Below are 25,512 nucleotides of genomic sequence, written 5' to 3'. Positions count from 1 at the left end.
GCCGGGATGGCGGCGGAAGACGGGGGATTCAAGAGGGCAGCGGCACGCTCTTCCCCGGGCCTGCCGGGGAGAGAGATGGGGAAATGAGGGTCGTGCTGCCCGCGGGAATCGGGCGGAGGCCTTAGCGGTGGCTCTTCACGTAGGCCAGCGGATTGACCACGCGGCCCTTGTACCAGACCTCGAAATGCACGTGCGGGCCGGTCGAGCGGCCGGTGGAGCCGGCCTGCGAGATCACCTCACCCACGTGCACGCGCTGGCCCGGGCGCACCAGCAGCTTGCTGTTGTGCGCGTAGCGGGTCATGTAGCCGTTGCCGTGGTCGATCTCGACCACCTTGCCGTAACCGCTGCGCTGGCCGACGTAGGTCACCATGCCCTCGGCGACGGCATGGACCGAGGCGCCGAACGGCACCGCGATGTCCAGGCCGGTGTGGCGGGCGCTGTGACCGTCGAACGGATCGGGACGCACGCCGAAATAGGAGGAGATATAGCCCGAGGCCGGCATGCCGGTGGGCTTCAGGTTGGAATCGATCTTGGCATCCAGCAGCAGGCTCTGCAGCGCGGACAGCTGCGCCTGCTGGACGTCGAACTGGCCGGCGAGCTGGTCGATGCTCTTGTCCAGCGTGGGCGGCAGGGCATAGGCACTGCCGGTGGTGTCTTCCAGGCCGCCGACCGCGGGAGGCTGGTCGAAGTTGAACTCGTCCGGATCCAGCTTGCCGACCTCGGTGAGCCGCTCGCCGAGCGCGTTGAGGCGGGTGGACTGCGCCTCGAGCTGGCCAAGCTTGATCGCCAGCGCATCGAGTTCGCGCTGCGAGTCCTTGCGCACGCCCGCCAGCTGGGCGTCCTGCTGGTGGATCTGCTGCTTGAGCTGGCGTATTTCGGCCAGTGCACGATCGCGCGGACTGGACACGGTCAGCGCCACCGCGGCGCCCAGTACGCCACACCCGACCACCGCCGCCACGGCCAGGCCCGCCAGCCGCCAGCGCAACCGATGCTGGCGCAGATCGAAGGTCTTGGGCACTTTCCTGGAGCGGGATACGAGTATGATCTGCATTGCTTTTTTTCACTTCAGATGACGGCACCATGCAGCGCGCCGATGCCCCCGCTTCCCGCCGCCCCGACCGTGGCCCCAAGCCGCTGGCCGAATGCGGTTCGTTCGCCTCGCTGGCCAAGAAGGCCGGTGAGCTGGATGCGTTGGATCGTGCCCTGCGCCAGACGTTGCCGACGCCCTTGCGCGAGCAGGTGAGATTCGCCCACCTGCGCAACGGCCGCCTCGTCTTCCTGGCGTCCTCACCGGCCTGGGCAGCTCGCCTGCGCCTGATGCAGACGCAGATACTCGCCACCGCGCGTGCCATCGGCACGAGCGCCAGTTCGGTCACCGTGAAAGTGGCCCCCCTCCGACCGGCCGCAACAGAACCGGATCGGTCAAAACCGCTTTCGCCTGCCGCAGCCATTCATCTCAAAGCCGCCGCAGCATCAATCACAGACCCGGAACTGAAAGGTCTGTTCCTCGAGCTGGCGTCCATCGCCGAAACTGCTGGATTCCCGGTCGCCAAGGACTGAACTGGCGCGGGGCGCCGTGCCTTCGCGGAGTGCCCGGCGGGCACCGACTTCCCCCTTGCCGCCCCGTGGCGGCAGAAGGTTTATAGCACGGTGGGAGGGCAGGTACACCCCGGGACGTGGCCGTAGCGTGAAGCTGGGCGTGTTCGGCGGGCGGCGTGCGTCACAGAAACGACGAAGGCCGCCTCTTGCGGGGCGGCCTTCGCGAGAACGGCCCCGGCGGAATCAGATCGCCTGGGCCGGGTGCGCGTAGGAGATCGGCGAAACGGCCGGATCGTCCTTGTAGACCACCTCTTCCCAGGCGGCGGGATCGGCGATCAGCGTGCGCAGCAGCTTGTTGTTGAGCTCGTGGCCGGACTTGTGCGCGTGGTAGGCGCCGATCAGGCTGTGGCCGAGCAGGTACAGGTCGCCGATGGCGTCCAGGATCTTGTGCTTGACGAACTCGTCCTCGTAGCGGAGGCCGTCCTCGTTCAGCACGCGGTAGTCGTCCAGCACCACGGCGTTGTCCATCGAACCGCCGAGCGCCAGGTTGTGTTCGCGCAGCATCTCGATGTCGCGCATGAAGCCGAAGGTACGCGCGCGGCTGACTTCCTTGACGAACGAGGTCGTGGAGAAGTCGATCTCGGCGCGCGAGGTGCGCTTGGAGATGATCGGGTGGTTGAACTCGATCGAAAAGCCGACCTTGAAGCCTTCGAACGGCTCGAAGCTGGCCCACTTGTCGCCTTCCTGCACCTTCACCGGCTTCTTGATGCGGATGAAGCGCTTGGCGGCGTTCTGCTCCTCGATGCCGGCCGACTGCAGCAGGAACACGAAGGGACCGGCGCTGCCGTCCATGATCGGCACTTCCGGCGCGGACAGCTCGACGATCGCGTTGTCGATCCCCAGGCCGGCCATCGCCGAGAGCAGATGCTCGACGGTGGAGACGCGCACGTCGCCCTTGACCAGGGTGGTGGACAAACGGGTGTCGCCCACGCAATCGGGGCGCGCATGGATGTCGACCGGCGGATTGAGGTCCGTACGGCGGAACACGATGCCCGTGTTCGGCGCGGCGGGACGCAAGGTCATGTAGACCTTGTCGCCGGTGTGCAGGCCGACGCCGGTCGCACGGATGATGTTCTTGAGCGTACGCTGCTTGATCATTTTTATAGGTACCAGTGTGGGCAGCAGCCAATCAGGGGACGGATGCTAACACAGTCTTAACCTGCCGCAATAGCAAACCGTACCGTACAGTCTGGTCGCCTCTTTAGGATTCCTTCATCCGTGATCCCGGTCACGAGACAGGATCAAAAGCCCGTCGCCTCAACTAGTTACCGCGACACGCCCCCTGCGCCGGGAGGACGGGTATCCGGCGCAAGGGGGCGGACAGGCCGGCGGCTCCCTGCCGGCCGGCGCGCGCGCCGGTCCTCGGCGCGCTGTCTTCACTTTCCAATCACCGTCTCGGCAGTCACGGAAACCACACAGGCGGTCGACGCCTGTCGGGCAACGTCATGCACTGACCTGTCGATCTGGTGTTTCGTTCAATTTTCGCAAGGTCTCCGGTGAGTGCCGCTCAATCGGCCTGGCGGCGCAAGAAGGCCGGGATGTCCAGGTAATCGAAGCTGGGATCGGCGCCCTTGGCCGGCGACTCCGCCTTGTGCGAGGCGACGACGTCCGGCGCGGCATAGTCCACCACCTCGTTGCCGGTGCCGGTGCGCAGCACCACCGGACGCGGGCGCTGGCGCATCTCCACCTGCTGGGTGGCGACCGGGCGCACCGGCTGGCGGGTAGCGGTGGCACGGTTCAGCCCGGTGGCAACCACCGTCACGCGCACGTCGTCCTGCATCTCCGGATCGAGCGAGGTGCCGATCACCACGGTCGCATCTTCGCTGGCGAAATCGTGGATGACCCGGCCGATCTCGTCGAACTCGCGCATGGTCAGGTTCGGGCCGGCGGTGACGTTGACCAGGATGCCGCAGGCGCCGTTGAGGTTGACGTCCTCCAGCAGCGGGTTGTTGATCGCCGCCTCGGCCGCCGCCTGGGCACGGTCGTCGCCGCGGGCGGTGCCCGAACCCATCATCGCCATGCCCATCTCGGACATGACCGTGCGCACGTCGGCGAAATCGACGTTGATCAGGCCCGGCGCGGTGATGAGATCCGCGATGCCCTGCACGGCGCCCTGCAGCACGTCGTTGGCGGCCTTGAAGGCATTGAGCAGGGTGACTTCGCGGCCGAGCACCGACAGCAGCTTTTCGTTCGGCACGGTGATCAGCGAGTCGACGTGCTGGGACAGGTCCTCGATGCCCTTCATCGCCACCTGCATGCGACGGCGACCCTCGAACGGGAACGGCTTGGTGACCACCGCCACGGTGAGGATGCCCTTCTCCTTGGCCAGCTGGGCCACGACCGGGGCGGCGCCGGTGCCGGTGCCGCCGCCCATGCCGGCGGTGATGAACACCATGTCGGCGCCGTCGAGCATCTCCTCGATGCGCTCGCGGTCCTCCAGCGCGGCCTGGCGGCCGACTTCCGGGTTGGCGCCCGCGCCCAGGCCCTTGGTGACGTTGGCGCCGAGCTGCAGGTGGGTGCGCGAGCCGCAGTTCTTCATGGCTTGCGCGTCGGTATTGGCGACGACGAACTCGACGCCTTCGATGTTGGCGTTGAGCATGTGCGCCACGGCGTTGCCGCCGCCGCCGCCCACGCCGATGACCTTGATGACCGCGTTGGGTGCCAGTTTTTCGATAAGTTCAAACATTTCCCGTCCTCCGTAGAGCTTCGTTGTCGTTGTAACCGCGGGTCCGGCGTCCTACCGGCCTGCGGTGGTGGGCGAACCTCCATTCGCCCGCGATGGCGCTCCGCGCCACCGCCTAAAAATTCCGGGTGATCCAGCCGCGCACCTTGTCGACCAGCCCGCCGACGCTGCCGCCGACCGGATGGCTGATGCGCGCGCCACCCGAGCGCGCGCCGTGCAGCAGCAGGCCCACGCCGGTCGAATGCAGCGGATTGGCGATCACGTCGCCCAGGCCGGTGACGTGCTGCGGCACGCCGATGCGCACCATCTTGTGGAAGATCTCCTCGGCCAGCTCGAGCGCGCCTTCCATGCGGGAGGCGCCGCCGGTCAGCACCACACCGGCGGCGACCAGGCTGTCGTAGCCGGAGCGGCGCAGCTCGTCCTGCACCATTTCGAAGATTTCCTCGTAGCGCGCCTGCACGCTCTGCGCGAGCGACTGGCGGGCCAGCCGGCGCGGCGGGCGGTCGCCCACGCTGGGCACCTGGATGGTTTCCTCGGCATGGGCCAGTTGCGCCAGCGCGCAGGCGTACTTGATCTTGATCTCCTCGGCATGCGCGGTCGGCGTGTGCACGCCGTAGGCGATGTCGTTGGTGACCTGGTCGCCGCCGACCGGCAGCGACTTGGTGTAGCGGATCGAGCCCTGCGTATAGATGGCGATGTCGGTGGTGCCGGCGCCGATGTCGACCAGGCATACGCCCAGTTCGCGCTCGTCGTCGGTCAGCACCGCCTTGGCACTGGCCACCGCCGAGGGCACCAGCTCGTCCACCGACAAGCCGCAGCGCTGGATGCACTTGGAGATGTTCTGCACCGCGGCGGCCGCGCCGGTGACCAGGTGCACTGAGGCTTCCAGGCGCACGCCGCTCATGCCGACCGGCGAACGGATACCGTCCTGGCCGTCGATGCGGTACTCCTGCGACTCCTTATATAGAACCTTGCGGTCGGCCGGGATCGCCACCGCGCTGGCTGCCTCGAGCACCTGTTCCAGGTCGCCGGGGGTGACCTCGCGATCGCGGATCGCCGCGGTGCCGTGCGAGTTCTTGGTCTCCAGGTGGCTGCCGGAGATCGAGGCGAACACCGAGCGGATGTCGCAGCCGGCCATCAGCTCGGCCTCTTCCACCGCGCGCTGGATCGAGTGCACGGTCGACTCGATGTCGACCACCGAGCCGCGCTTCATGCCGCGGGAGACGTGCGAGCCGATACCGATCACCTCGATCGGTTCGCCCGGCTCGTACTCGCCCACGATCGCGGTCACCTTGTTGGTGCCGATGTCCAGGCCGACGACCAGCTGCTTGTCGTTGCGCGTCTTCATAGGGTCAGGCTCATGTGCGGGGCACCCCCGCGGCAGGTGCGGCGGCGTCGGGCCAGCGCACGGCGAATCCGTTGGTGTAGCGAAGGTCGGCGTAGGCGAAGGCGGCCTCATGGCCGGCCATCACCTGCGGGTAGACGTCGAGGAAGCGGCGCAGGCGCTTGCCGGCCTGGGCGCGGTCGCCCAGCACGATCTGCGCGCCCGTCGCGGTGGCCAGGCTCCAGCTGCCGCGTTCGGACAGCGCCACGCCGGAAACCTTGAGCGGCGTGCCGGCCACCGCCTTGAGCGCATCGGCATAGAACGCGATCACCTCGGGCATCTGCGCATCGGGGCCGTGCAGATCGGGCAGCGGCGCGGTGGCGGCGTCCTTGCCGCCGTCGAACAGCACGCCCTGGCGGCTGATCAGGCGGGTGCCGTTCCAGCGCGCGAACGGCTGGCGCTCGTAGATGCGCAGGATCAACGTATCCGGCCAGCGCTTGCGCGCCTCCACCGACTCCACCCACGGCAGCGCGGCCACGGCCTGCTGCACGGCGTCCAGGTCCAGCGCGAAGAAGCCGTGGCCGAGCCTGGGCAGTACGGCGGCGCGGATCTCCCCGGCGCTCACATGCTTGAACTCGGCCTGCACGGTCAGCTGCGTCACCGGCCAGCGGTCGGCGGCGAACCAGCCGCGCAGCACGCCGACCACCGGCAACGCGACCAGTGCGATGGCCAGGCACCAGGCAACGAGGCGGATGGCTCCCCTCACAGGCCCTCCCGGAAGCTGGTTTCCAGCACGCGCCAGCAGACGTCCTCGTAACCGATGCCGGCGGCCTTGGCCGCCTTGGGCACCAGCGAGTGCGAGGTCATGCCCGGCGCGGTGTTCACTTCGAGCAGGTAGTTGCGGCCCTGGCGGTCGCGCATCACGTCGACACGGCCCCAGCCGTGGCAGCCGAGCGCGTCGAAGGCGGTGAGGGCCAGCACGCGCAGCTCCTCCTCGGCCGCGCCCTCGAGGCCCGGGCACAGGTACTGCGTGTCCTCGGCGACGTACTTGGCGTTGTAGTCGTAGAACGCGCCCTTGGGCACGATGTGGATCGAGGGCAGCACCTGGCGGCCGAGCACGCCGACGGTCATCTCGTCGCCTTCGATCAGGGTCTCCATCAGCAGGTCGCCCGGGTAGCGGGCGGCGAGCTGGACGGCGCTGTCGAGCTGGCTCTCCTCGAACACGCGGGTGACGCCCACGCTGGAACCTTCGCAGGCCGGCTTGACGATCAGCGGGAAACCGACCTGTTTCGCCGCCGCGTGCACGGCCTGCGCGTCGGCACCCCGCGGCAATGCAACGAACTTCGGCGTCGGCAGGCCGAGCGACTGCCACACGCGCTTGGAGCGCACCTTGTCCATCGACAGCGCCGAACCGAGCACGCCCGAGCCGGTATAGGGCACGTTGAGCGACTCCAGTGCGCCCTGCAGCACGCCGTCCTCGCCGCCGCCGTGCTGGCCGTGCAGGATGTTGAACACGCGCGCGAAGTGGCCGGCGCGCAGAGCGTCGAGCAGCGCCGGAATGCCGTCGATCGCGTGCGCGTCGACGCCGCGGCTCTTCAGCGCGGCCAGCACGTTGCGGCCGGAGTCGAGCGATACCTCGCGCTCGGCCGAGCTGCCACCCATCACCACGGCCACGCGGCCGAACTGGGCGGGATCGGTGATTTTGGCAGGAGCGTTCACTTGGCAGTCCTCAGGTGGCCGGCCTGCGCGAGCTCCACCGCCGCCGCGCCGATATCGCCGGCGCCGAGCAGCAGCAGGAGGTCGCCGTCGCGCAGCAGCGTCGGCAGGGTGTCCTTGAAGTCGCGCGGGTGTTCGACGAGCACCGGGTCGACCTTGCCGCGCGCGCGCACGGCACGGGCCAGCGCGCGGCCGTCGGCACCGGCGATCGGCGCCTCGCCGGCCGGGTAGACGTCGGTCAGCACCAGCACGTCGGCCTCGGCCAGCACGTTGGCGAAATCGTCGAGCAGGTCGCGCGTGCGGCTGTACCGGTGCGGCTGGAAGCCGACCACCAGGCGCCGGTCCGGCCAGCCGCCGCGGGCGGCGGCGAACACGGCGGCGAGCTCACGCGGATGGTGGCCGTAGTCGTCGACCAGCAGCACGCTGCCCTGCTCCAGCTTCAGTTCGCCGCGGCGATGGAAGCGCCGGCCGACACCCTGGAAGTTCTCCAGCGCGCGGGCGATCGCCGCTGCCTCGACGCCGAGTTGCCAGCCGATCGTGGCGGCGGCCAGCGCGTTGAGCACGTTGTGCCGGCCCGGCAGGTTCAGCGTCACTGGCAGCGCCTCGGCACGGCCGGGCAACTGCAGGTCGAACAGCATCTGGAAACCGCTCTGGCGCACGTTGGTCGCGCGCACGTCGGCATCGGTGGCGCTGATGCCATAGGTCATCACGCGGCGCGTGGTGTCCCTGGCCAGCTTCGCGACCTCTTCGTCGTCCACGCACAGCACGGCCAGGCCGTAGAACGGCAGGCGGTGCAGGAAATCGGCGAAGGCCTTCTTCACCTGGGCGAAATCGCCGCCGTAGTTCTCCAGGTGGTCGGCGTCGATGTTGGTGACCGCCGCGATCACGGGCGAGAGCAGCAGGAACGAGCCGTCGGACTCGTCGGCTTCGGCGACCAGGTATTGGCCCGTGCCGAGCCGCGCGTTCGCGCCGGCGGCGTTGAGCTGGCCGCCGATCACGAAGGTCGGGTCATAGTTGGCTTCGGCCAGCACGCTGGCGACCAGGCTGGTGGTGGTGGTCTTGCCGTGCGTGCCGGCGATGGCGACGCCGCGGCGGAAACGCATCAGCTCGCCGAGCATCTCGGCGCGCGGGATCACCGGAATGCGCGACGCGCGCGCGGCGACCAGCTCCGGGTTGTCCTGGCGGATCGCGCTGGAGGTCACCACGACGTCGGCGTCGCCTACGTGCGCGGCCTCATGACCGACATGCACGACGATGCCCAGCGCCGCCAACCGTTGCGCGGTCGGCGAGTTGGCCTTGTCCGAGCCGGACACGGCGTAGCCCAGGTTGTGCAGCACCTCGGCGATGCCGCTCATGCCCACGCCGCCGATGCCGATGAAATGCACACGGCGGAAGGTGGTCATCAGGTCTTCGTGCGCGAGCAGGCGACGGGGCGTCATGCGGCCACCTCCGGACGTGCTGCGTCGAGGCAGGCGGCCGCGATGGTGGCGGCCGCGTCGGGCTTGGCCTGCATGCGTGCGGCCTCGGCCATCGCGGTCAGCCGCGCGCGATCGGCGAGCGACGCGGCCAGGCGCTGCGCCAGTGTCTGTACGTCCAAATCACGTTCCTGGATCAGTTCGGCGGCACCGGCTTCCACCAGCGCCTGGGCGTTGCCGGTCTGGTGGTCGTCCACCGCGTACGGGAACGGCACCAGCACGGCGCCCAGACCCGCCGCGGTGAGCTCGGCGATGGTCAGCGCGCCGGCGCGGCACACCGCGAGATCGGCCCAGCCGTAGGCGGCGGCCATGTCCTCGATGAAAGGCACCACCTCCGCCTCAACGTCGGCCTGCGCGTAGGCCGCGCGCGCCTCGTCCAGTCCGCGGCTGCCGCACTGGTGGCGCACGGTCGGGCGCTGGTCGGCCGGAATCAGCGCGAGCGCCTGCGGCAGCGCGAGGTTGAGCGCGCGTGCGCCGAGGCTGCCGCCGAGCACCAGCAGTTGCGGGCGCCCCGAGCGCGCAGCAAGGCGCTCCGCTGGTGGCGGCAGCGCGGCGATGCTGGCGCGCACGGGATTGCCCACCCACTCGCCATTCGGCAGCGCATCGGCAAAGCCCGCAAGCACGCGCTTCGCGAATCCGGCGAGCTTGCGGTTGGTGTAGCCGGCCACGCGGTTCTGCTCGTGCACCAGCAGCGGCGTACCGGTCATACGCGCAGCCACGCCGCCGGGACCGGCCACGTAGCCACCCATCGACAGCACGCTGCGCGGCCGCAGGCGGCGCAGCACGCGCAGCGAAGCGACGAGCGCGCGCGCCAGCATCAGCGGCGCCAGCAGGCGCGTCTTCAGGCCCTTGCCACGCAGGCCACCGACGGCAACGGTATGCAGTTCGATGCCGTGCGCCGGCACCACCCGCGTCTCCATGCCGCCGGCCGCGCCCAGCCAGGCCACCGGGATGCCCTGCGCACGCAGCACGTCGGCCACGGCCAGGCCCGGGAAGATGTGGCCGCCGGTGCCGCCGGCCATGATCAGCACGGGACGGTTCGCGCTCATGCGGCCACCGCCTCGCGCTCGCGCGGCGATGCCACTGCCGCGTTGGCGTCGGCCACCGCCACGGCGGGCATGCGCGTGGCCATCTGGCGCGCATCCAGCGCACGGTTGATCTCGAAGGTGGCGCGCAGCAGCACACCAGCCATGGCGCAGGTCATCAGCACCGAGGAACCACCCGAGCTGATCAGCGGCAGGGTCAGGCCCTTGGTCGGCAACGCGCCGAGGTTCACGCCGATCGAGACCATCGCCTGCAGGCCCAGCATCAGCGACACGCCGAAGGCCACGTAGCCGGCGAAGCGCTGGCCCACTTCCACGCCCTTCAGGCCCAGGTAGAGGCCGCGCCCGACCGCCACGGCGAACAGCCCGATCACCAGCACGATGCCGGCCAGGCCTAACTCCTCGCCGATCACCGCCAGGATGAAGTCGGTGTGCGCCTCGGGCAGGTAGGAAAGCTTGAGCACGCTCGAGCCCAGCCCGACGCCGGTCCACTCGCCGCGGCCGATCGCCATCAGCGACTGGGTCAGCTGGAAGCCGTCGTTGAACGGATCCTTCCACGGATCCATGAACGAGGTCAGCCGCTTCATGCGGTAGCTCTCGCTGGTCGCCGCGATGGCGAGCAGCGGCATCAGCGGCAGGCCCATCAGCATCAGGTACAGCGGCCGCGCGCCGCCCAGCCACACCATGCCGATGGTGACCGCGATGATCAGCGTGGCGGAGCCAAAGTCCGGCTGCGCCAGCAGCAGCAGCACGATGATGCCGGCCACCAGCACCGGCCGCAGCAATCCCCAGAACTTCGTCTCCACGCTCTCGCGGTGGCGCACCAGGAAGCTCGCCACGTAGACCACCAGGATCAGCTTCACCGCCTCGACCGGCTGGAAGCTGAGCACGACGAAGTTGAGCCAGCGCCGCGCACCATTGATGCGCATCCCCAGGTGTGGCACGAACACCGCCAGCAGCATGACGCCGCCGACCAGCAGCAGCGGGAATGCGTACTTCTCCACCTGCTTGAGCTCCGTGCGCATGGCCACGCCGGCCATCACCAGTCCGAGCGCCAGGTAGAACAGGTGCTTCTTCAGGTAATAGAACGCGCCGATGTGCTGGCTGTCGGCCACGGCGATGGAGCTAGAGGTGACCATCACCACGCCCATGCTGGCCAGCCCGACGAGCGCGACCAGCAGCGGCAGGTCGAAGCTGCCGCGCGGCCCGTGCCGCTTGATCGCCTGGCTGGAACCGAAGCCGAACATCGTCAGCGCACCTTCAACGTGGCAAGGCCGATCAGCACCAGCACGACGCTGATGATCCAGAAACGCACGATCACCCGCGGCTCGGGCCAGCCCTTGAGCTCGAAGTGGTGGTGGATCGGCGCCATGCGGAAGATCCGCTTGCCGGTGAGCTTGAAGCTGGCCACCTGCAGCATCACCGACACGGTTTCCAGCACGAACACGCCGCCCATCACGATCAGCACGATTTCCTGGCGCACGATCACCGCCACGCAGGCCAGCGCCGCGCCGATGGCGAGCGCACCGACGTCGCCCATGAACACCTGTGCGGGATAGGTGTTAAACCAGAGGAAGCCCAGCCCCGCGCCGGCCAGCGCGCCGCAGAAGATCGAAAGCTCGCCCGCGCCGGGAATCGACGGGATGCCGAGGTACTCGGAGAACACCTTGTTGCCGGCGAGATAGGCGAACACGCCCAGCGCGCCGGACACCAGCACCGAGGGCATGATCGCCAGCCCATCCAGGCCGTCGGTCAGGTTCACCGCGTTGGAAAAACCCACCACCATGAAGTAGGCGACCACCACGAACAGCACGCCCAGCGGCAGCGCCACCTGCTTGAACAGCGGCACGTACAGCGCGGTCTCGGCCGGCAGCTGGGCGGTCTTGTACAGAAACACCGCCGCCGCCAGGCCGAACACCGACTGCCAGAAATACTTCCAGCGCGAGGCCAGCCCACGGCTGTCCCTGAGCACCAGCTTCTTGTAGTCGTCGTAGAAGCCGATCGCGCCGAAGGTGACGAGCACCGCCAGCACGATCCACACGTAGCGGTTGTGCAGGTCGGCCCACAGCAGCGTGGCGATGGCGATCGCCAGCAGGATCATCACGCCGCCCATGGTCGGCGTACCGGCTTTGACCAGGTGCGTCTGCGGGCCGTCGCTGCGCACCACCTGGCCGGCCTTGAGCGCGGCCAGCCGCATGATCAGGCCCGGACCCAGCAGCAGCGACATCGCCAGCGCGGTGAGCGCGGCCATGATCGTGCGGAAGGTGATGTACTGGAACAGGTGCAGGGCGGTGAAATGCCGCGCCATCCAGTCGGCCAGCTCAAGCAGCATCGATGGGGCCTCCGGAGGCGTGGGTTTGCTCTTTCAGTGACGACACAACCTGCTCCATGCCGGCCGAACGCGAGCCCTTGACCAGGCAGGTCACGCCCGCGTGCATCTGGCGTGCGAGCGAGGCGGCCAGCGCGGCCTTGTCGGCGTGGTGCTCGCCGCCCGTGCCGAAGGCCTTGACCGCCGCCGCGCTCAGCGGACCGACCGCGAACAGCCGCTCGATGCCGGCCGCCTTCGCACGCGCGCCGATGCCTTCGTGCAGCGCGCGCGCCTCGGGGCCGAGCTCGGCCATGTCGCCGAGCACCAGCCAGCGCTCGCCGGGCGCCAGCGCCAGCGTGTCGATGGCGGCGCCGACCGAGCCGGGATTGGCGTTGTAGCTGTCGTCGATCAGCGTCCAGCCGCCCGGCATCGCCTCGCTGCGCAGCCGCCCGGCCACGCCCGGCACGTGCAGCAGGCCGGCGACGATGGTTGCCAGCGGCACATCCAGCGCCAGTGCGATCGAGGCCGCGGCCAGCGCGTTGGCGATGTTGTGGCGTCCGGCCAGCGGCAGTGCCACCTCGGCTTCACCCTCGGGCGTGCGCAGCAGGAAGCGCGAACTGTCCACGCGTTGCTCGAGGATGGTCGCGCCGACGTCGACGTGGCCATCCAGGCCGAAGTGCAGCGTCGCCCGCGAGCCGGCAAGGCCTTCGAAGAAACCGGCGAAGGCATCGTCGGCATTGATGATCGCCACGCCGTCGGCCGGCAGCGCCTGGTACAGCGCGCCCTTGGTTTCGGCCACGCCCTCCAGACTGCCCATGCGCTCAAGGTGCGCCGGCGCGATGGTGTTGACGAGGCCGATATCGGGCCGCGCGATGGCCGCGAGGTAGGCGATGTCGCCTGGCTTGCCGGCACCCATCTCCAGCACCGCGTACTCGGTGTCCGCCGGCATTGCCAGCAGGGTCAGCGGCAGGCCCAGTTCGTTGTTGTAGTTGCCCGCGTTGACGTGGGTGCGGCCGTGGCGGGAAAGGATCGACGCGGTCAGCGTCTTGACCGTGGTCTTGCCGTTGGAACCGGTGATGCCGACCACGCGCACGTCGCGCTGCGCGCGCACTGCGCTGGCCAGGTCGCCAAGCGCCAGTTGGGTGTCGTGGACCAGCACCTGCGGCAGGTCCACGTCGACGCGGCGCGTGACCAGCGCCGCCGAGGCGCCGCGCAGGGCGGCCTCGCGCACGAAGTCGTGGCCGTCGACGCGCTCGCCCCGGATCGCCACGAACAGCTCGCCCGGCTGCAGCCGGCGGGTGTCGATCGCCACCCCGCTCACCTGCAGGTCGGGGCCGAGCAGGCCGCCGCCGGTCCACACCGCGATTTCGGAGAGGCGCATCATGCGTGGTTCTCCCGGGCCGGGCCGGCAAGGGCGGTGCGGGCGACGGCGAGATCGTCGAACGGACGCTTGCCGGCGGCGCCCTCCTGGTAGGTTTCGTGGCCCTTGCCGGCGATCAGCACGACGTCGTCGGGGCCGGCCTGCGCGATCGCCAGGGCGATGGCCGCGGCGCGGTCGCGCTCGACCGTAGCCGCGCGCTGCATGCCGGCGCGGATCTGCGCCACGATGGCATCGCCGTTCTCGCCACGCGGGTTGTCGTCGGTGACGATCGCCACGTCGGCCAGCCGCTCGGCGATCGCGCCCATCTGCGGACGCTTGCCCGCATCGCGCTCGCCGCCGCAGCCGAACACGCAGACCAGCCGGCCGGCGCAGTGCGCGCGCAACGCGGTGAGCGCCTGTTCCAGTGCATCGGGCGTGTGCGCGTAGTCGATCACGACCAGCGGATGGCGACCGTCGCCGCCGAGGCGATTCATGCGGCCGTTGACCGGCGCGAGTGCCTCGACCGCCTCGACGATGCGCGCGAACGGCTCGCCCAGCGCGCCGAGGCAGGCCACCACCGCCAGCAGGTTGGCCACGTTGAAACGGCCGAGCAGCGCGCTGCGGATCGCATGCGTGCCCCACGGCGTGCGCAGTTCGAAGGCCAGTCCCTCGGCGGAGGTCACGACGTCGGCGGCGCTGACATCGGCCACGGTGGCGATGCCAGTGCGCAGCACACGCATGCCATTCGGCAGGCGCTCGGCAAGCGCGCGACCGAAGGCGTCGTCCACGTTGACTGCGGCGGCCTTCAGCCCCGGGAAGGCGAACAGCTTGGCCTTGGCAGCACCGTAGGCTTCCATCGTGCCGTGGTAATCCAGATGGTCGCGCGTCAGGTTGGTGAACGCCGCGACCTCGAAGCCGACCGCGCCGACGCGGCCCTGCTCCAGCGCGTGCGAAGACACCTCCATCGCCACGTGCGTCGCACCCTGGTCGCGGAACCGCGCCAGCAACCGCTGCACGCTGATCGCATCCGGCGTGGTGCGTTCGCCCTCGTCGAGTGCGCCGTAGAGGCCGGCGCCCAGCGTGCCGATGCTGGCCGCGGTGCGGCCCAGCCGCGACAGCGCCTGGGTGATCAGCTGCACCGTCGAGGTCTTGCCGTTGGTGCCGGTGACGCCGACGATGCGCAGCGCGCGCGCGGGATGGTCGTAGAAGCGCGCGGCGATTTCGCCCAGGCGCGCGTGCAGGTCGTCGATCCACAGCACCGGCACGCCGGGAGTGAAACCCGCCACCGCCGGCGCTTCGGCCAGTACCACGGCGGCGCCGCGCGCCACCGCCTCGGCGGCGTAGGCGATGCCGTGCGCGCGAGTGCCGTGCAGCGCCACGAAGGCCTCGCCGGGCTGCACCTGGCGCGAACCGAGAGTGAGGCCGCAGATACGAAGATCGCCGAGCGCACCTGCGTCGGCGAAGTCGTGCAGCAACGCGGAGAGGGGGCGCGTCGTCATGGCCCGTCCTCCATCGGTGCGTCGTCGATCGGCATATCGGTCGGCGGCTTGCTACCGGCCAGGCCGTTCGGGCTCATCAATGGCCCGCCGGCATACCAGCGCCCGATGTTGTCAGGCGGCACGTCGAGCAGGCGCAACGCGCCTTCCATCACCCGCGCGAACACCGGCGCGGAAATGATGCCGCCGTAGTAGCTGCGCTTCTGCGGGTCGTCGATGACCACCACGCCGACCAGCCGCGGGTGGCTCGCAGGCACCAGCCCGGCGAAGGCGGCGGTGTAGTTGTTGCGCGAGTAGCCGCCGACCGCGGCCTTGTGCGCCGTGCCGGTCTTGCCGGCCACGATGTAGTTGGCGATGCGCGCGGTCGTGGCGGTGCCGCCCGGCGCGGTCACCGTCTCCATCATCTGGACGATCTCGTCGGCCACCTGCGTCGAGACGATCGCCCGCGGTTCGTTGTCGGCGCCCTTGATGAAGCTCGGCGTGTGCATCACGCCGTGGTCGCCCAGCGTCGCGTACGCGTTGGCCAGCTGCAGCGGCGTCACGTTAAGGCCGTAGCCGTAGCCCATGATCGCCTGTTCCAGCGGACGCCAGTCGCGGCCGATGCGCAGCAGGCCGGAGGACTCGCCGGGAAAGCCGCTGTTGGTGCTGTTGCCGAAGCCGAACGCGCGATAGGTGTTGTACATGAGCGCCGTGTCGAGCGTCATCGCGATGCGCGCGGCGCCCACGTTGCTCGACTTGGTGATCACGCCGGTGGGCGTGAGCACCCCATAGTTGTGCGTGTCGTGGATGTCGTGACCCTGGAAGTACCAATGGCCGCCGGTGGTATCGATCAGCGGACTGGTCGGCGTGTACTTGCCGCTGGACAGCGCCGCCGCCATCAGGATCGGCTTGATCGTCGAACCAGGCTCGATCAGGTCGGTGACGGCGCGGTTGCGCCGGTCGGAGAACTTGCTGCCGCCCAGCGCGTTGGGGTTGTAGGTCGGCAGGTTGACCATCGCCAGCACTTCGCCGGTCGGCACGTCCAGGATCACCATCGATCCGGAGGCCGCATCGAACTCGGTCAGCGCGTTCTTCAGCTCGTTGTAGGCGAGAAACTGGATGCGCCGGTCGATGCTGAGCGTGAGGTTCTTGCCCGGCTTGGGCTCGCGCACCTGCTCGACGTCCTCCACCACGTGGCCCATGCGGTCGCGGATCACCCGCTTGGCGCCGGGCTGGCCGGACAGCCAGTCGTCGAAGGCCAGTTCCAGCCCCTCTTGGCCATGATCATCGATATTCGTGAAGCCGAGCACGTGCGAAGTCACTTCGCCCGACGGGTAGTAGCGGCGGTATTCGCGCTGCGCGTTGACGCCCGGGATGTCCAGGTCCAGCACGGCTTGCGCCGCCTCCGGCGGCATCTGCCGACGCAGGTAGACGAATTCGCGGTCCGAGCGCTGCGCCAGACGCTCCTTCAGCTCGCCCGCATCCACGCCGAGCGCGGCGGCGAGGTCGGGGATGCGGTCGGCGTTCTCCAGCACCTGCGGCGGATTGGCCCAGATCGACATCACCGGCGTGGACACCGCCAGCGGTTCGCCGTTGCGGTCGAAGATGGTGCCGCGCGAGACCGGGATCTTCACCTCGCGCAGGAAGCGCGCGTCGCCCTGGTCCTGGTAGAACTGCTTGCGCATCACCTGCAGGTCGAACGCGCGCGCGACCAGCCCGAGCGAGGCCAGCGACAGCACGCCCACCACCAGCAGGATGCGCCGGCGTGCACTGGGGCCGGCGCCGCGGCGGCGGCCGCCGGAAGGTTGCGGCGTCGGTCGGCGCACGCTCATCGGCGCACCAACTGGATGTCTTGCGGCCTGGGCGTGACCATGCCGAGCTTGCTGCGCGCTTCCTGGTCGATGCGGCGCGGCTCGGCCCAGGTCGCCTGCTCCAGCTCGAGCCGGCCGTATTCGACGTTGAGCTCGTCGCGCTGGTTCTGCAGGCGGGTCAGTTCGACGAACAGCACGCGGCTCTCGTGGCGCGTCCATACCACGCCGATCGCGCTGACCAGCACGGCCAGCAGCACGATCACCAGTGCGATGCCGCCGAGCGCCCTCATGCGAGCTTCTCCGCCACGCGCAGCACCGCCGAGCGGGCGCGCGGATTGACCGCAAGCTCCTCATCGGAGGGAAAGCGCGCCTTGCCCACCGCCGCCAGCCGTGCCGGCGCCGCGGCGACCGGCGGGCCGCGCCGGCTGCCTTGCACACGGCCGGAGTGGTCTCGGATGAACTGCTTGACCGTGCGGTCCTCCAGCGAGTGGAAGCTGATCACCGAAAGCCGCCCACCGACCTTGAGCCGCTCCAGCGCGGCATCGAGCCCGCGCTGCACGGCATCAAGCTCGCCGTTCACGCGGATGCGCAGGGCCTGGAAGCTGCGCGTGGCCGGGTGCTTGCCCGGCTCGCGGCGGCCGATGGTGCGCTCGATCAGCGCCGCCAGTTCGCCGGTGCGGGCGATCGGCGCCTCGGCGCGGCGCGCGACGATGGCGCGGGCGATCTTGCGGCTGAAGCGCTCCTCGCCGAAGGTCCACAGCACGTCGGCGATCTCGCGCTCGTCGGCGCGGGCGAGGAACTCCGCGGCGCTCTCGCCCTGGGTGGTGTCCATGCGCATGTCCAGCGGCGCGTCGGCCATGAAGCTGAAGCCGCGCGCGGCCTCGTCCAGTTGTGGCGAGGACACGCCGAGGTCGAGCAGCACGCCGTCCAGGCCGCCGACGGTCTCGTCCCACTCGGCCAGTTCGGCGAAGTTGCCGTGGCGGATCGCCACGCGCGGCTCATCCGCGAACGCTTCGCGGGCGGCGGCGATGGCGGTCGGGTCGCGGTCCATCAGCAGCAGCCGGCCGTCGGGCCCCAGGCGCGACAGCACCGCGCGTGCGTGGCCGCCGCGTCCGAAGGTGCCATCCAGATACCGCCCGCCTGCCTGCACGGCAAGGCCCTCCACCGCTTCGTCCAGCATCACCGGGATGTGCCGCAACTCGGCCATGCCGCACCCTCCCGTCCCGTCTTCGTCCCGCACCGAAAGCACCGCGCCTTACAGGCGCAGGTCCGCCATGTCGTCAGTGATGTCGTCTTCGCCGAGGGTCTGGCGGATCTTGGCCAGGTGCGCCTGTTCGCTCCACAGCTCGAACTTGTTGCCCATGCCCAGCAGCACCGCCTTCTTCTCGATGCCGGCGGCGGCGCGCTGGCTGGCCGGCAGCAGGACGCGCGATGCGCCATCCGGCTCGACCACGGTCGCCGCGCCCACCAGCTTCATCTGCAGGTTGCGGTGCGGCGCCTTGACCATCGGCAGCGCGTTGACCTGGTCGCGCACCTTTTCCCACTCGGCATAGGGAAACAGCCACAGGCAGCCCGTCTCGAACGGGCTGTAGGTGACCACCAGTCGATTGGCGCAGGCGCCCGCGACCAGCTCCCGATACATGGTCGGGATGGCCAGCCGGCCCTTGTCATCGACGGTGATGGCGGTTTCGCCCTGGAACACCTGCGTGGACTCCACTGATTCCCACGATTTCACACAGGGTCCCACGATACGTCTCGCCTTTTGAGACGTCAAGGGAATTTTGCTTGCGAATCAAGGAGAAAGGCGGAAGTGTGGACGTATTTCCAGCCGTTTCGGAGAAAGGTCGGCAAGGTGATTGAAAGCTTGGGAAATTTTCAAATGGCCTGTGAGGCAAGTCACGGGCTTTTCGACGCCCACCCGGGCCGGACATGAACTGCCTGTTCAGGCCTAGGGTCCCTGCAGGAGCGACGACCGTTAGCCACCATCCCGCGCGACCCTTGGCATCAGCGCCTGCCGGATCGACCCGCCAGAAACGGAAAGGGCCAGGGCAGCGCGATCCCCTGCGCCACCCTGGCCCTTCCCTGGCAACGTGGCGAGGCACGCTGCCGCTAGAGGCGGAGCCGGCCTGTAAGCCGGGTTCTGTACGCCTTGCGGCGTGACAGTCATTCCTCTCGGCCAGGCGTCGCCGCCTGGCTCCAGCGACCTACCCGGGAACAACGCGGGCCGCGTTATCGTTCCCCTATTCGGTCTTGCTCCGGGTGGGGTTTACCGTGCCGTGCGGCGTTGGCCCCGCACGCGGTGCGCTCTTACCGCACCCTTTCACCCTTACCTGTGCCCTTGCGGGCCATCGGCGGTCTGCTCTCTGTTGCACTGGCCGTCGGCTCGCGCCGCCCAGGTGTTACCTGGCACCCTGCCCTGCGGAGCCCGGACTTTCCTCGACGCACTCGCGTGCGACGCGACTGTCCGGCCGACTCCAGTGTCGATTGTAGTCGAAGCATGCACACGGCGGGCTTCACCCCACCACGCGTAGTCAGCAAACGGCCGGTTCGACGATCGGCGCCGACTACGAAGCTTCGTAGAGGCTCTTGCGCGGCGCACCAGTGATCGCCGCGGCCAGCTTGGCCGCCTTGGCCGGCGGCAACTCCTCGCGCAGCAGTGCGAACACGCGCTGCCCTTCGGCCAGCCGCGCGTCCGTTTCCTCGCCGCGGCCGGCGACGAGGATCACGCACTCGCCGCGCTGCTGGTCCGGATCACCGGCCACGCGCGCGGCCAGTTGCTCCAGCGGCTCGCCGATCACCGTCTCGAACAGCTTGGTCAGTTCGCGCGCCAGCACCGCCTCGCGCGCGCCGCCGAACACTTCGCGCATGTCCGCCAGGCTTTCGGCCACCCGATGGGACGACTCATAGAAGATGAGCGTGCGCGGCTCGCCGGCCAATTCCTGCAGGCGGCTGCGCCGCGCACCCGCCTTCGGCGGCAGGAAGCCTTCGAACACGAAGCGATCGCTGGGCAACCCGGCCACCGACAGCGCCGCGATCGCCGCGCAGGCGCCCGGCACCGGCACGCAACGGATGCCGGCCGCGCGCGCAGCACGCACCAGGCGGAACCCCGGATCGCTGACCAGCGGCGTGCCTGCGTCGGAAATCAATGCCACCGATTGCCCTTCCAGCATGCGCCGCACCAGCGCATCGACCGCTTCGCGCTCGTTGTGCTCGTGCAGCGCCACCAGCGGCACGTCGACGTTGTGGTGCAGCAGCAGCGGACGGCTGTGGCGGGTGTCCTCCGCGGCGATCACATCGGCCGCGCGCAGCGTGGCGATCGCGCGCGCCGAGATGTCGTCGCGGTTGCCGATCGGCGTGGCGACGACCGACAAGCTGCCGGGCTGGACAGTAGGCATGGGAACTCCGAAGCGGTGCGCAAAGGGCGCGCGGCACGATCGGCTATGATCGCTCACCATGTCGACCACGACCAAGGGACACTCCATGCGACTGCTTCGCGCCGCCAGCCTCGGCCTGCTGATCGCCTTGGCCTCGAGCGCCTGCGTGCCGACCAAGGTGACCCGCTCGCCGCAGGAACTGGCCGCCGCGCAACATGCCGAGCAGCTCGTCAGCCAGGGCCAGTTCGACCAGGCTGTGCAGGCCTATCTCGACCTCGCCCGACAGACCGGCGACACCGACCACTACCGCATCCTGGCCGCCGAGGTGTACCGCGAGGAAGGTGCGATCGACCAGGCCGCGCCGCTGCTCGACCAGGTGCGCCGCCCGCGCCTCGAGGCCGAGGACGCCGCGCGCTACGACCTGCTCCGGGCGGAACTGGCGCTCGCCCACCACGATGCGCACACCGCGCTGCAACTGACCACCCAGCCTGCGCCAGTACCGTCCGCGCTCGAACTGCGCCTGCTCGAACTGCGCGCACGCGCCATGGAAGCCAGCGGCGACCTGTGGGGCGCCGCGCGCACGCGCGTGCAGATGGACCCGCAGCTCGAAGGCCTGGACCACACGCAGAACCGCAAGCAGATCCTCGATCTGCTCGGCCGGCTGGGGGTCGAGCCGCTGAAGCGCCGCGGCACCGCCATGCAGCAGGGCGACCGCATGCTGCCCTGGATCAACGAGGCGCTGACCCAGCTCGGCGTGCCGGTGGCCCAGCCGCAGCCGGATCTCGACCAGCCGGTCGGCACCATGCTGCCCGGCGCCAACGCGAACGTGCGCGAGGGTTACCGCATGCCCGCGCGCGTGGCGCTGCTGCTGCCGCTGGGCGGCAACTTCGCCGGCGCCAGCGGTGCGATCCGCCAGGGCTTCTTCGCCGCCTACGCCGACGCCGCGCGCAACAACGCGCCGCGCGCCGCGGTGAAGGTCTACGACAGCGGCGGTAGCGCCGACAGCGCGCTGAAGGCCTATCAGCAGGCCGCCAGCGATGGCGCACAGCTGGTCGTCGGCCCGCTCACCCGCGCCGAGGTGGCCGCCGTGTTCGGCCAGGCGCAGCTCCCGGTGCCGCTGCTCGCGCTCAACCATCCGGACGACAAGAGCCTGCCCGCCGCCGGCGCCACCGAGTTCGGCCTGCTGCCGGAAACCGAAGGTGCACAGGCGGCCGACCACATGGTCGAGCGCGGCATCCACGGCGCCTACGTCATCGTTTCGGACGACGACTTCGCCCAGCGCGCCGCCGGCGCCTTCAAGGCCGAGCTGGAGGCTCGCGGCGGCCACGTCGCCGGCATGGCCACGCTGCCGCCGGGCAAGGTGAACTACGCCAACGCGATCGCCGGGCTCAACATGCCAACCTCCGCGACGCCGCTGGCCGGCAGCGAGCCCGCAGCGGCCAGCTCGGCACCGGCCGCGGCCGGCAGCGCAGCGGTCGCCGCACCGGCACCGGTGCCGACCGGCGACACCGGCGTCTTCATCAGCATGCGGCCGGAGCAGGCGCGTCTGCTGCTGCCGCAGATGCACATCGCGCACGTCGGTCTGCCGGTGTTCGCCACCTCGCACATCTACGCCGGCGTGGACGACGCCGCAGCCGACCGCGACCTCGACGGCGTCGAGTTCTCCGACGCGCCCTGGCTGTTCGACGCCCAGCCGGGCCTGCCCAGCCACGACGCGATCGCTGCCCAGTTGCCCGCCGCGCGCGGCACCTCGGCGCGGCTGTTCGCCTTCGGCATGGATGCGTGGAACCTGGTGCCCTACCTCGACTGGCTGCGCGACCATCCAGGCAGCTACCTGCCCGGCGCCAGCGGCCAGCTCGCGGCCGACCAGTTCGGCCGCGTGCGCCGCGTACTGGTGTGGGCGCGTTTCCAGGACGGCCTGGCGCGCCCGCTGACCGGCAGCCTGCAGCTGGATGACGTGCCTTCCGCAGCGCCGCCGGTGGACGAGGGCGGCGGCACGCCGATCCCGGCCACCTCCACCGGCGTGCCGCCGGCCAGTTCGACCGGCCAGCCGCCCGCGGGCCACTGATGCGCGCGGCCGGCGACGCCTTCGAACAACGCGCCTGCCGCGAGCTCGAACGCGCCGGCCTCACACCGCTGGCGCGCAACTACACCACCCGCCACGGCGAACTGGACCTGGTCATGCGCGAGGGCGACACGGTGGTGTTCGTCGAGGTGCGCTACCGCGTGCGCGCCGGCCACGGCGACGCCGCCGCCTCGGTCACGCGGGCTAAGCAGGACAAGCTGATCCGCACCGCGCACCTCTGGCTGGCGGCGCATGCGCAGCATGCCCATCGCCCCTGCCGCTTCGACGTGGTGAGCTACGACGGACCCGCCGCCAATGCGCAGATGCACTGGCTGAAGGGCGCCTTCGAAGCCGAGTGAGCCTGCCGGCCATGCCGCTATCCGACGCCCTCCTCCACGCGCTGCAACCGGTCTTCGGCGACGCCCTGCACACCGGCCCGGCCGAGCGCCTGGCCTACGCCTACGACAACTCGCGCCTCAACGCGCAACCGGACGCCGTGGTGTTCCCCACCGAACACGCCCAGGTCGAGGCGCTGGTACGCCTGTGCCGCAAGCATCGCGTGCCGCTGGTCGCGCGCGGCCGCGGCAGCAACACCACCGGCGCCACGGTGCCGGTGGACGGCGGCATCGTCGCCAGCTTCGAGCGGATGAACCGCATCCTGCGGATCGACCCGGCCAACCGCCTGGCCGTGGTCGAACCGGGCGTGATCAACGGCGACCTGCAACGCGCACTGGCGCCGCACGGGCTGTTCTGGCCGCCCGATCCGAGCTCCTCGCCCTGGTGCAGCATCGGCGGCAACCTCGCCTGCAACGCGGCCGGCCCGCGCGCGGTCAAGTACGGCGCGCCGCGCGAGAACACCCTGGGCCTGCGCGCGGTCGCCGGCAGCGGCGAAGGCTTCCGCTGCGGCACCTTCACCAGCAAGGGCGCCACCGGCTATGACCTCACCCGCCTGCTGATCGGTTCGGAAGGCACGCTGGCGCTCATCACCGAGGCCACGCTCAAGCTCACGCCCAGGCCCTCGGCCATCCGCACGCTGCGCGCCACGTATCGCGACGTGGGCGCCGCCGCGCAGGCGGTCGCGCGCATCATGGGCCAGCCGGTGACGCCCTGCGCGCTGGAGTTCATCGACGAAACGGCGCTCAGGCTCGCGCACGCGCATGCGGGGAACGAGGTGCCGCTGGCGGGCGCCATGCTGATGATCGAGGTCGACGGCGAGCCGGACACGCTCGATGCCGCGGTCGCCGCGGTTTCCGAAGCGGCACGCGGTGCGGGCATGGAATCCCTGCACGTGGCGGCCACCGCGGAAGAAGCGCAGAAGCTCTGGGTCGCGCGCAAGGCGCTCTCCCCCGCGCAGCGCACGATCGCCCCGGACAAGATCAACGAAGACGTGGTGGTGCCGGTCAGCCGCCTGCCCGAGCTGGTCGAAGGCATCCGGCGCCTGGCGGCGAAGCACGACGTGCTGGTGGTGAGCTTCGGCCACGCCGGCAACGGCAACCTGCACGTCAACCTGCTGCCGCGCGACGCGGCCGAACGCGAACGCGCGCAATCGTGCCTGGCCGAGGTCTTTGCGCTGGTAATCGAACTCGAGGGCACGCTGTCGGGCGAGCACGGCATCGGCCGGGCCAAGCGCGAGTTCATGCCGCTCGCGCTGCAGCCGGCGACGCTGCACCTGATGCGCGAGGTGAAGCACGCCTTCGATCCCGACGGCATCCTCAACCCCGGCAAGCTGTTGCCCTGACGCGAGTGGGCCACTGAAGCGAGGCGCTACCATGTTCCGCTTCCAACCCGACGTGCACCATGCCCCGCCCCTCCCCGCTAGACCGGCTGCTCACCGAGATCCGCGCCTGCCAGCTGTGTGCCGCGCACCTGCCCCATGGCGTGCGCCCGGTGCTGCAGGCCTCGGCCACCTCGCGCCTGCTGATCGTGAGCCAGGCGCCGGGACGCAAGGTGCATTTGAGCGGCGTGCCGTTCGATGACGTGAGCGGCGACCGTCTGCGCGACTGGCTGGGTCTGGACAAGGTCGCGTTCTACGACGCGTCAAGGGTGGCCATCGTGCCGATGGGTTTCTGCTTCCCTGGCAGCGCGAACGGCGCCGACCTACCGCCTCGACGCGAATGTGCGCCGGCCTGGCATCCGCGGCTGCTGCCGCTGCTGAAGAAGGTCGACCTGACCCTGGCGATCGGCCGCTACGCCCAGGTGGGCCTGCTTGGCGCACAGGCCGGCCCGAGCCTCACCGATACGGTGAGCGACTGGCGCACGCACCTGGCCCGCGGCGTGCTCCCGTTGCCACATCCGAGCCCGCGCAACCAGCTATGGACCAAGCGCAACCCGTGGTTCGCGGAGGAGCTGCTGCCGGTACTGCGCGAACGCGTCGCCCTTGCCCTGCATTCGTAGGGTCAGGCCCGACGGGCGAGGATGAGATGCAGGCCGAAGGCCACGAACACGGCGCCGGCGAAACCGTCGATCCAGCGTGCCAGCCGCAGGTAGCCACGGCGCATCGCCGGCAGCGCGAAGAACGCCGCGACCAGCGCGAACCAGGCGAACGTCTCGGCCACGATTAGCGCCCACAAGCCCCAACGCGCGGCGGCATCCACACGGTCGCCCAGGAAGGCCGAGAACACGCTGCCGAAATAGACCACCACCTTCGGATTGGCCAGGTTGGTCAGCAGGCCCGCGCGCATCGTGGCCAACTCGCCGCCGGGCGTGGCCACGGCTTCGCCATGCACAGCGGGCGCATGCGCGAATGCGCCGCGCAGCATGCGCCATCCCATCCATACCAGGTACAGGCCGCCGGCCACGGCGATCAGTTGCTGCAGCCACGCCAGCCGGTGCAATAACAGTTGCAGCCCGAGCAATGCCAGCGCCGACCACAGCGTGATCCCCAGCGTGATGCCCAGCACGCCGAACAGCGCCTGCTTGCGCGACCGGCTGACCGCCGTCTGCGAAACGAAGAAGAAGTCGGGACCGGGACTGAGCAGCGCGACCAGGTGGACGAGAGCGATGGTGAGGAAAAGATTCATGGATGGCGGTCCGTAGTGAACGTCCGAGCTTAAGTGGTCACGTACTTCGCCCTTTCCCCGGGAAGGAAGATCACGTGTCCACGCGAGGCACCGGGCACTCCGGCCCTTGGGAAACGATGTCTGCAAACCCGACGTGCGCACCGAACACCGAATCCGGAACAGCAGCCGCGGCAGGATCAACGCGCATGTCCACGCGCTGCGCTGCGCCTTGCCCGCCCGCAACCGTTTCTCTAACCTGCCGGACTTTGCAGCCAGGGCG

23 protein-coding genes and 1 other RNA gene are annotated in these 25,512 nt (G+C 69.8%); 5 read left to right on the top strand and 19 right to left on the bottom strand.

The window, feature by feature from the left end:
* Window positions 1-121: 121 nt before the first annotated feature.
* Entirely contained in the window at window positions 122-1,051 is a 930-nt protein-coding gene (locus AAIL17_RS05845) for a peptidoglycan DD-metalloendopeptidase family protein (RefSeq protein WP_424681884.1), read from the bottom strand.
* Window positions 1,052-1,080: 29 nt separating this feature from the next.
* Between AAIL17_RS05845 and AAIL17_RS05840 the strand changes: the two genes are divergently transcribed.
* Window positions 1,081-1,560: a DciA family protein gene (locus tag AAIL17_RS05840; protein WP_424681883.1), complete on the top strand. Its 480-nt coding sequence runs from the start codon at window positions 1,081-1,083 to the stop codon at window positions 1,558-1,560.
* A 222-nt stretch (window positions 1,561-1,782) separates the two neighbouring features.
* On the opposite strand, the gene lpxC is transcribed toward AAIL17_RS05840, so the two are convergent.
* The 17 genes from lpxC to rsmI all read right to left on the bottom strand — a co-directional run bounded on the left by lpxC (window position 1,783) and on the right by rsmI (window position 20,189).
* Window positions 1,783-2,697, bottom strand: coding sequence for a UDP-3-O-acyl-N-acetylglucosamine deacetylase (gene lpxC, locus AAIL17_RS05835; protein ID WP_424681882.1), 915 nt, complete (start codon window positions 2,695-2,697; stop codon window positions 1,783-1,785).
* Between the two features lie 409 nt (window positions 2,698-3,106).
* Complete coding sequence (gene ftsZ / locus AAIL17_RS05830) at window positions 3,107-4,285, bottom strand: cell division protein FtsZ (protein WP_424681881.1); 1,179 nt, start codon at window positions 4,283-4,285, stop codon at window positions 3,107-3,109.
* A 112-nt stretch (window positions 4,286-4,397) separates the two neighbouring features.
* Window positions 4,398-5,630, bottom strand: a complete 1,233-nt coding sequence (gene ftsA / locus AAIL17_RS05825) for a cell division protein FtsA (protein WP_424681880.1) — start codon at window positions 5,628-5,630, stop codon at window positions 4,398-4,400.
* 10 nt (window positions 5,631-5,640) lie between these two features.
* Window positions 5,641-6,372, bottom strand: a complete 732-nt coding sequence (locus AAIL17_RS05820; RefSeq protein WP_424681879.1) for a cell division protein FtsQ/DivIB — start codon at window positions 6,370-6,372, stop codon at window positions 5,641-5,643.
* Window positions 6,369-7,325, bottom strand: a complete 957-nt coding sequence (locus AAIL17_RS05815) for a D-alanine--D-alanine ligase (RefSeq protein WP_424681878.1) — start codon at window positions 7,323-7,325, stop codon at window positions 6,369-6,371. Before AAIL17_RS05815 ends, AAIL17_RS05820 begins: the two co-directional genes overlap by 4 nt.
* Complete coding sequence (gene murC / locus AAIL17_RS05810) at window positions 7,322-8,761, bottom strand: UDP-N-acetylmuramate--L-alanine ligase (protein ID WP_424681877.1); 1,440 nt, start codon at window positions 8,759-8,761, stop codon at window positions 7,322-7,324. The genes AAIL17_RS05815 and murC overlap by 4 nt, the downstream gene beginning before the upstream one ends.
* A complete protein-coding gene (gene murG, locus AAIL17_RS05805) occupies window positions 8,758-9,846 on the bottom strand; it encodes an undecaprenyldiphospho-muramoylpentapeptide beta-N-acetylglucosaminyltransferase (RefSeq protein WP_424681876.1) in 1,089 nt (362 codons plus the stop codon). The genes murC and murG overlap by 4 nt, the downstream gene beginning before the upstream one ends.
* Window positions 9,843-11,087 (bottom strand): putative lipid II flippase FtsW, encoded by a 1,245-nt coding sequence (ftsW, locus tag AAIL17_RS05800; protein ID WP_424681875.1) that lies wholly within the window; start codon window positions 11,085-11,087, stop codon window positions 9,843-9,845. Before ftsW ends, murG begins: the two co-directional genes overlap by 4 nt.
* Window positions 11,088-11,089: 2 nt before the next feature.
* On the bottom strand, window positions 11,090-12,172 hold the full coding sequence (gene mraY / locus AAIL17_RS05795; RefSeq protein WP_424681874.1) for a phospho-N-acetylmuramoyl-pentapeptide-transferase: 1,083 nt from the start codon (window positions 12,170-12,172) through the stop codon (window positions 11,090-11,092).
* Window positions 12,162-13,532, bottom strand: coding sequence for a UDP-N-acetylmuramoyl-tripeptide--D-alanyl-D-alanine ligase (locus AAIL17_RS05790; protein WP_424681873.1), 1,371 nt, complete (start codon window positions 13,530-13,532; stop codon window positions 12,162-12,164). Before AAIL17_RS05790 ends, mraY begins: the two co-directional genes overlap by 11 nt.
* A complete protein-coding gene (locus tag AAIL17_RS05785) occupies window positions 13,529-15,007 on the bottom strand; it encodes a UDP-N-acetylmuramoyl-L-alanyl-D-glutamate--2,6-diaminopimelate ligase (protein WP_424681872.1) in 1,479 nt (492 codons plus the stop codon). Before AAIL17_RS05785 ends, AAIL17_RS05790 begins: the two co-directional genes overlap by 4 nt.
* On the bottom strand, window positions 15,004-16,815 hold the full coding sequence (locus tag AAIL17_RS05780) for a peptidoglycan D,D-transpeptidase FtsI family protein (protein WP_424681871.1): 1,812 nt from the start codon (window positions 16,813-16,815) through the stop codon (window positions 15,004-15,006). Before AAIL17_RS05780 ends, AAIL17_RS05785 begins: the two co-directional genes overlap by 4 nt.
* Window positions 16,812-17,084, bottom strand: coding sequence for a cell division protein FtsL (gene ftsL, locus AAIL17_RS05775; RefSeq protein ID WP_424681870.1), 273 nt, complete (start codon window positions 17,082-17,084; stop codon window positions 16,812-16,814). Before ftsL ends, AAIL17_RS05780 begins: the two co-directional genes overlap by 4 nt.
* On the bottom strand, window positions 17,081-18,001 hold the full coding sequence (gene rsmH, locus AAIL17_RS05770) for a 16S rRNA (cytosine(1402)-N(4))-methyltransferase RsmH (RefSeq protein WP_424681869.1): 921 nt from the start codon (window positions 17,999-18,001) through the stop codon (window positions 17,081-17,083). The genes ftsL and rsmH overlap by 4 nt, the downstream gene beginning before the upstream one ends.
* A gap of 48 nt (window positions 18,002-18,049) precedes the next feature.
* On the bottom strand, window positions 18,050-18,496 hold the full coding sequence (mraZ, locus tag AAIL17_RS05765) for a division/cell wall cluster transcriptional repressor MraZ (RefSeq protein ID WP_424681946.1): 447 nt from the start codon (window positions 18,494-18,496) through the stop codon (window positions 18,050-18,052).
* Window positions 18,497-18,907: 411 nt separating this feature from the next.
* An RNA gene (rnpB, locus tag AAIL17_RS05760) (RNase P RNA component class A) lies at window positions 18,908-19,270 on the bottom strand.
* Between the two features lie 88 nt (window positions 19,271-19,358).
* Window positions 19,359-20,189, bottom strand: coding sequence for a 16S rRNA (cytidine(1402)-2'-O)-methyltransferase (gene rsmI, locus AAIL17_RS05755; RefSeq protein ID WP_424681868.1), 831 nt, complete (start codon window positions 20,187-20,189; stop codon window positions 19,359-19,361).
* A gap of 85 nt (window positions 20,190-20,274) precedes the next feature.
* Between rsmI and AAIL17_RS05750 the strand changes: the two genes are divergently transcribed.
* The 4 genes from AAIL17_RS05750 to AAIL17_RS05735 are packed head-to-tail and all read left to right on the top strand — an operon-like array spanning window position 20,275 to window position 24,627.
* On the top strand, window positions 20,275-22,236 hold the full coding sequence (locus AAIL17_RS05750; RefSeq protein ID WP_424681867.1) for a penicillin-binding protein activator: 1,962 nt from the start codon (window positions 20,275-20,277) through the stop codon (window positions 22,234-22,236).
* Window positions 22,236-22,592: a YraN family protein gene (locus tag AAIL17_RS05745; protein WP_424681866.1), complete on the top strand. Its 357-nt coding sequence runs from the start codon at window positions 22,236-22,238 to the stop codon at window positions 22,590-22,592. Before AAIL17_RS05750 ends, AAIL17_RS05745 begins: the two co-directional genes overlap by 1 nt.
* An 11-nt stretch (window positions 22,593-22,603) precedes the next feature.
* Window positions 22,604-23,971, top strand: a complete 1,368-nt coding sequence (locus AAIL17_RS05740) for an FAD-binding oxidoreductase (RefSeq protein WP_424681865.1) — start codon at window positions 22,604-22,606, stop codon at window positions 23,969-23,971.
* A gap of 59 nt (window positions 23,972-24,030) precedes the next feature.
* Window positions 24,031-24,627, top strand: a complete 597-nt coding sequence (locus tag AAIL17_RS05735) for a uracil-DNA glycosylase family protein (protein ID WP_424681864.1) — start codon at window positions 24,031-24,033, stop codon at window positions 24,625-24,627.
* Window positions 24,628-24,629: 2 nt separating this feature from the next.
* On the opposite strand, the gene rhtC is transcribed toward AAIL17_RS05735, so the two are convergent.
* Window positions 24,630-25,253, bottom strand: coding sequence for a threonine export protein RhtC (gene rhtC / locus AAIL17_RS05730; RefSeq protein ID WP_424681863.1), 624 nt, complete (start codon window positions 25,251-25,253; stop codon window positions 24,630-24,632).
* Window positions 25,254-25,512 lie beyond the last annotated feature (259 nt).

Source organism: Frateuria sp. YIM B11624 (assembly GCF_049727805.1).
Taxonomy (GTDB): Bacteria; Pseudomonadota; Gammaproteobacteria; order Xanthomonadales; family Rhodanobacteraceae; genus Frateuria_A.
Note: the sequence above shows the minus strand (reverse complement) of the source record. Positions and strands in the feature narration are given on the sequence as shown.

What these genes read in the sequence shown, in the direction of transcription:
- AAIL17_RS05840 (WP_424681883.1), top strand. Translation starts at nt 1,081, where the DNA reads ATGCAGCGCGCCGATGCCCCCGCTTCCCGCCGCCCCGACCGTGGCCCC.
- ftsW (WP_424681875.1), bottom strand. Translation starts at nt 11,087, where the DNA reads ATGTTCGGCTTCGGTTCCAGCCAGGCGATCAAGCGGCACGGGCCGCGC.
- AAIL17_RS05745 (WP_424681866.1), top strand. Translation starts at nt 22,236, where the DNA reads ATGCGCGCGGCCGGCGACGCCTTCGAACAACGCGCCTGCCGCGAGCTC.
- rhtC (WP_424681863.1), bottom strand. Translation starts at nt 25,253, where the DNA reads ATGAATCTTTTCCTCACCATCGCTCTCGTCCACCTGGTCGCGCTGCTC.
- ftsA (WP_424681880.1), bottom strand. Translation starts at nt 5,630, where the DNA reads ATGAAGACGCGCAACGACAAGCAGCTGGTCGTCGGCCTGGACATCGGC.
- murC (WP_424681877.1), bottom strand. Translation starts at nt 8,761, where the DNA reads ATGACGCCCCGTCGCCTGCTCGCGCACGAAGACCTGATGACCACCTTC.
- ftsL (WP_424681870.1), bottom strand. Translation starts at nt 17,084, where the DNA reads ATGAGGGCGCTCGGCGGCATCGCACTGGTGATCGTGCTGCTGGCCGTG.
- murG (WP_424681876.1), bottom strand. Translation starts at nt 9,846, where the DNA reads ATGAGCGCGAACCGTCCCGTGCTGATCATGGCCGGCGGCACCGGCGGC.
- mraY (WP_424681874.1), bottom strand. Translation starts at nt 12,172, where the DNA reads ATGCTGCTTGAGCTGGCCGACTGGATGGCGCGGCATTTCACCGCCCTG.
- rsmI (WP_424681868.1), bottom strand. Translation starts at nt 20,189, where the DNA reads ATGCCTACTGTCCAGCCCGGCAGCTTGTCGGTCGTCGCCACGCCGATC.
- AAIL17_RS05735 (WP_424681864.1), top strand. Translation starts at nt 24,031, where the DNA reads ATGCCCCGCCCCTCCCCGCTAGACCGGCTGCTCACCGAGATCCGCGCC.
- AAIL17_RS05740 (WP_424681865.1), top strand. Translation starts at nt 22,604, where the DNA reads ATGCCGCTATCCGACGCCCTCCTCCACGCGCTGCAACCGGTCTTCGGC.
- AAIL17_RS05845 (WP_424681884.1), bottom strand. Translation starts at nt 1,051, where the DNA reads ATGCAGATCATACTCGTATCCCGCTCCAGGAAAGTGCCCAAGACCTTC.
- ftsZ (WP_424681881.1), bottom strand. Translation starts at nt 4,285, where the DNA reads ATGTTTGAACTTATCGAAAAACTGGCACCCAACGCGGTCATCAAGGTC.
- AAIL17_RS05750 (WP_424681867.1), top strand. Translation starts at nt 20,275, where the DNA reads ATGCGACTGCTTCGCGCCGCCAGCCTCGGCCTGCTGATCGCCTTGGCC.
- lpxC (WP_424681882.1), bottom strand. Translation starts at nt 2,697, where the DNA reads ATGATCAAGCAGCGTACGCTCAAGAACATCATCCGTGCGACCGGCGTC.
- rsmH (WP_424681869.1), bottom strand. Translation starts at nt 18,001, where the DNA reads ATGGCCGAGTTGCGGCACATCCCGGTGATGCTGGACGAAGCGGTGGAG.
- AAIL17_RS05780 (WP_424681871.1), bottom strand. Translation starts at nt 16,815, where the DNA reads ATGAGCGTGCGCCGACCGACGCCGCAACCTTCCGGCGGCCGCCGCCGC.
- AAIL17_RS05790 (WP_424681873.1), bottom strand. Translation starts at nt 13,532, where the DNA reads ATGATGCGCCTCTCCGAAATCGCGGTGTGGACCGGCGGCGGCCTGCTC.
- AAIL17_RS05785 (WP_424681872.1), bottom strand. Translation starts at nt 15,007, where the DNA reads ATGACGACGCGCCCCCTCTCCGCGTTGCTGCACGACTTCGCCGACGCA.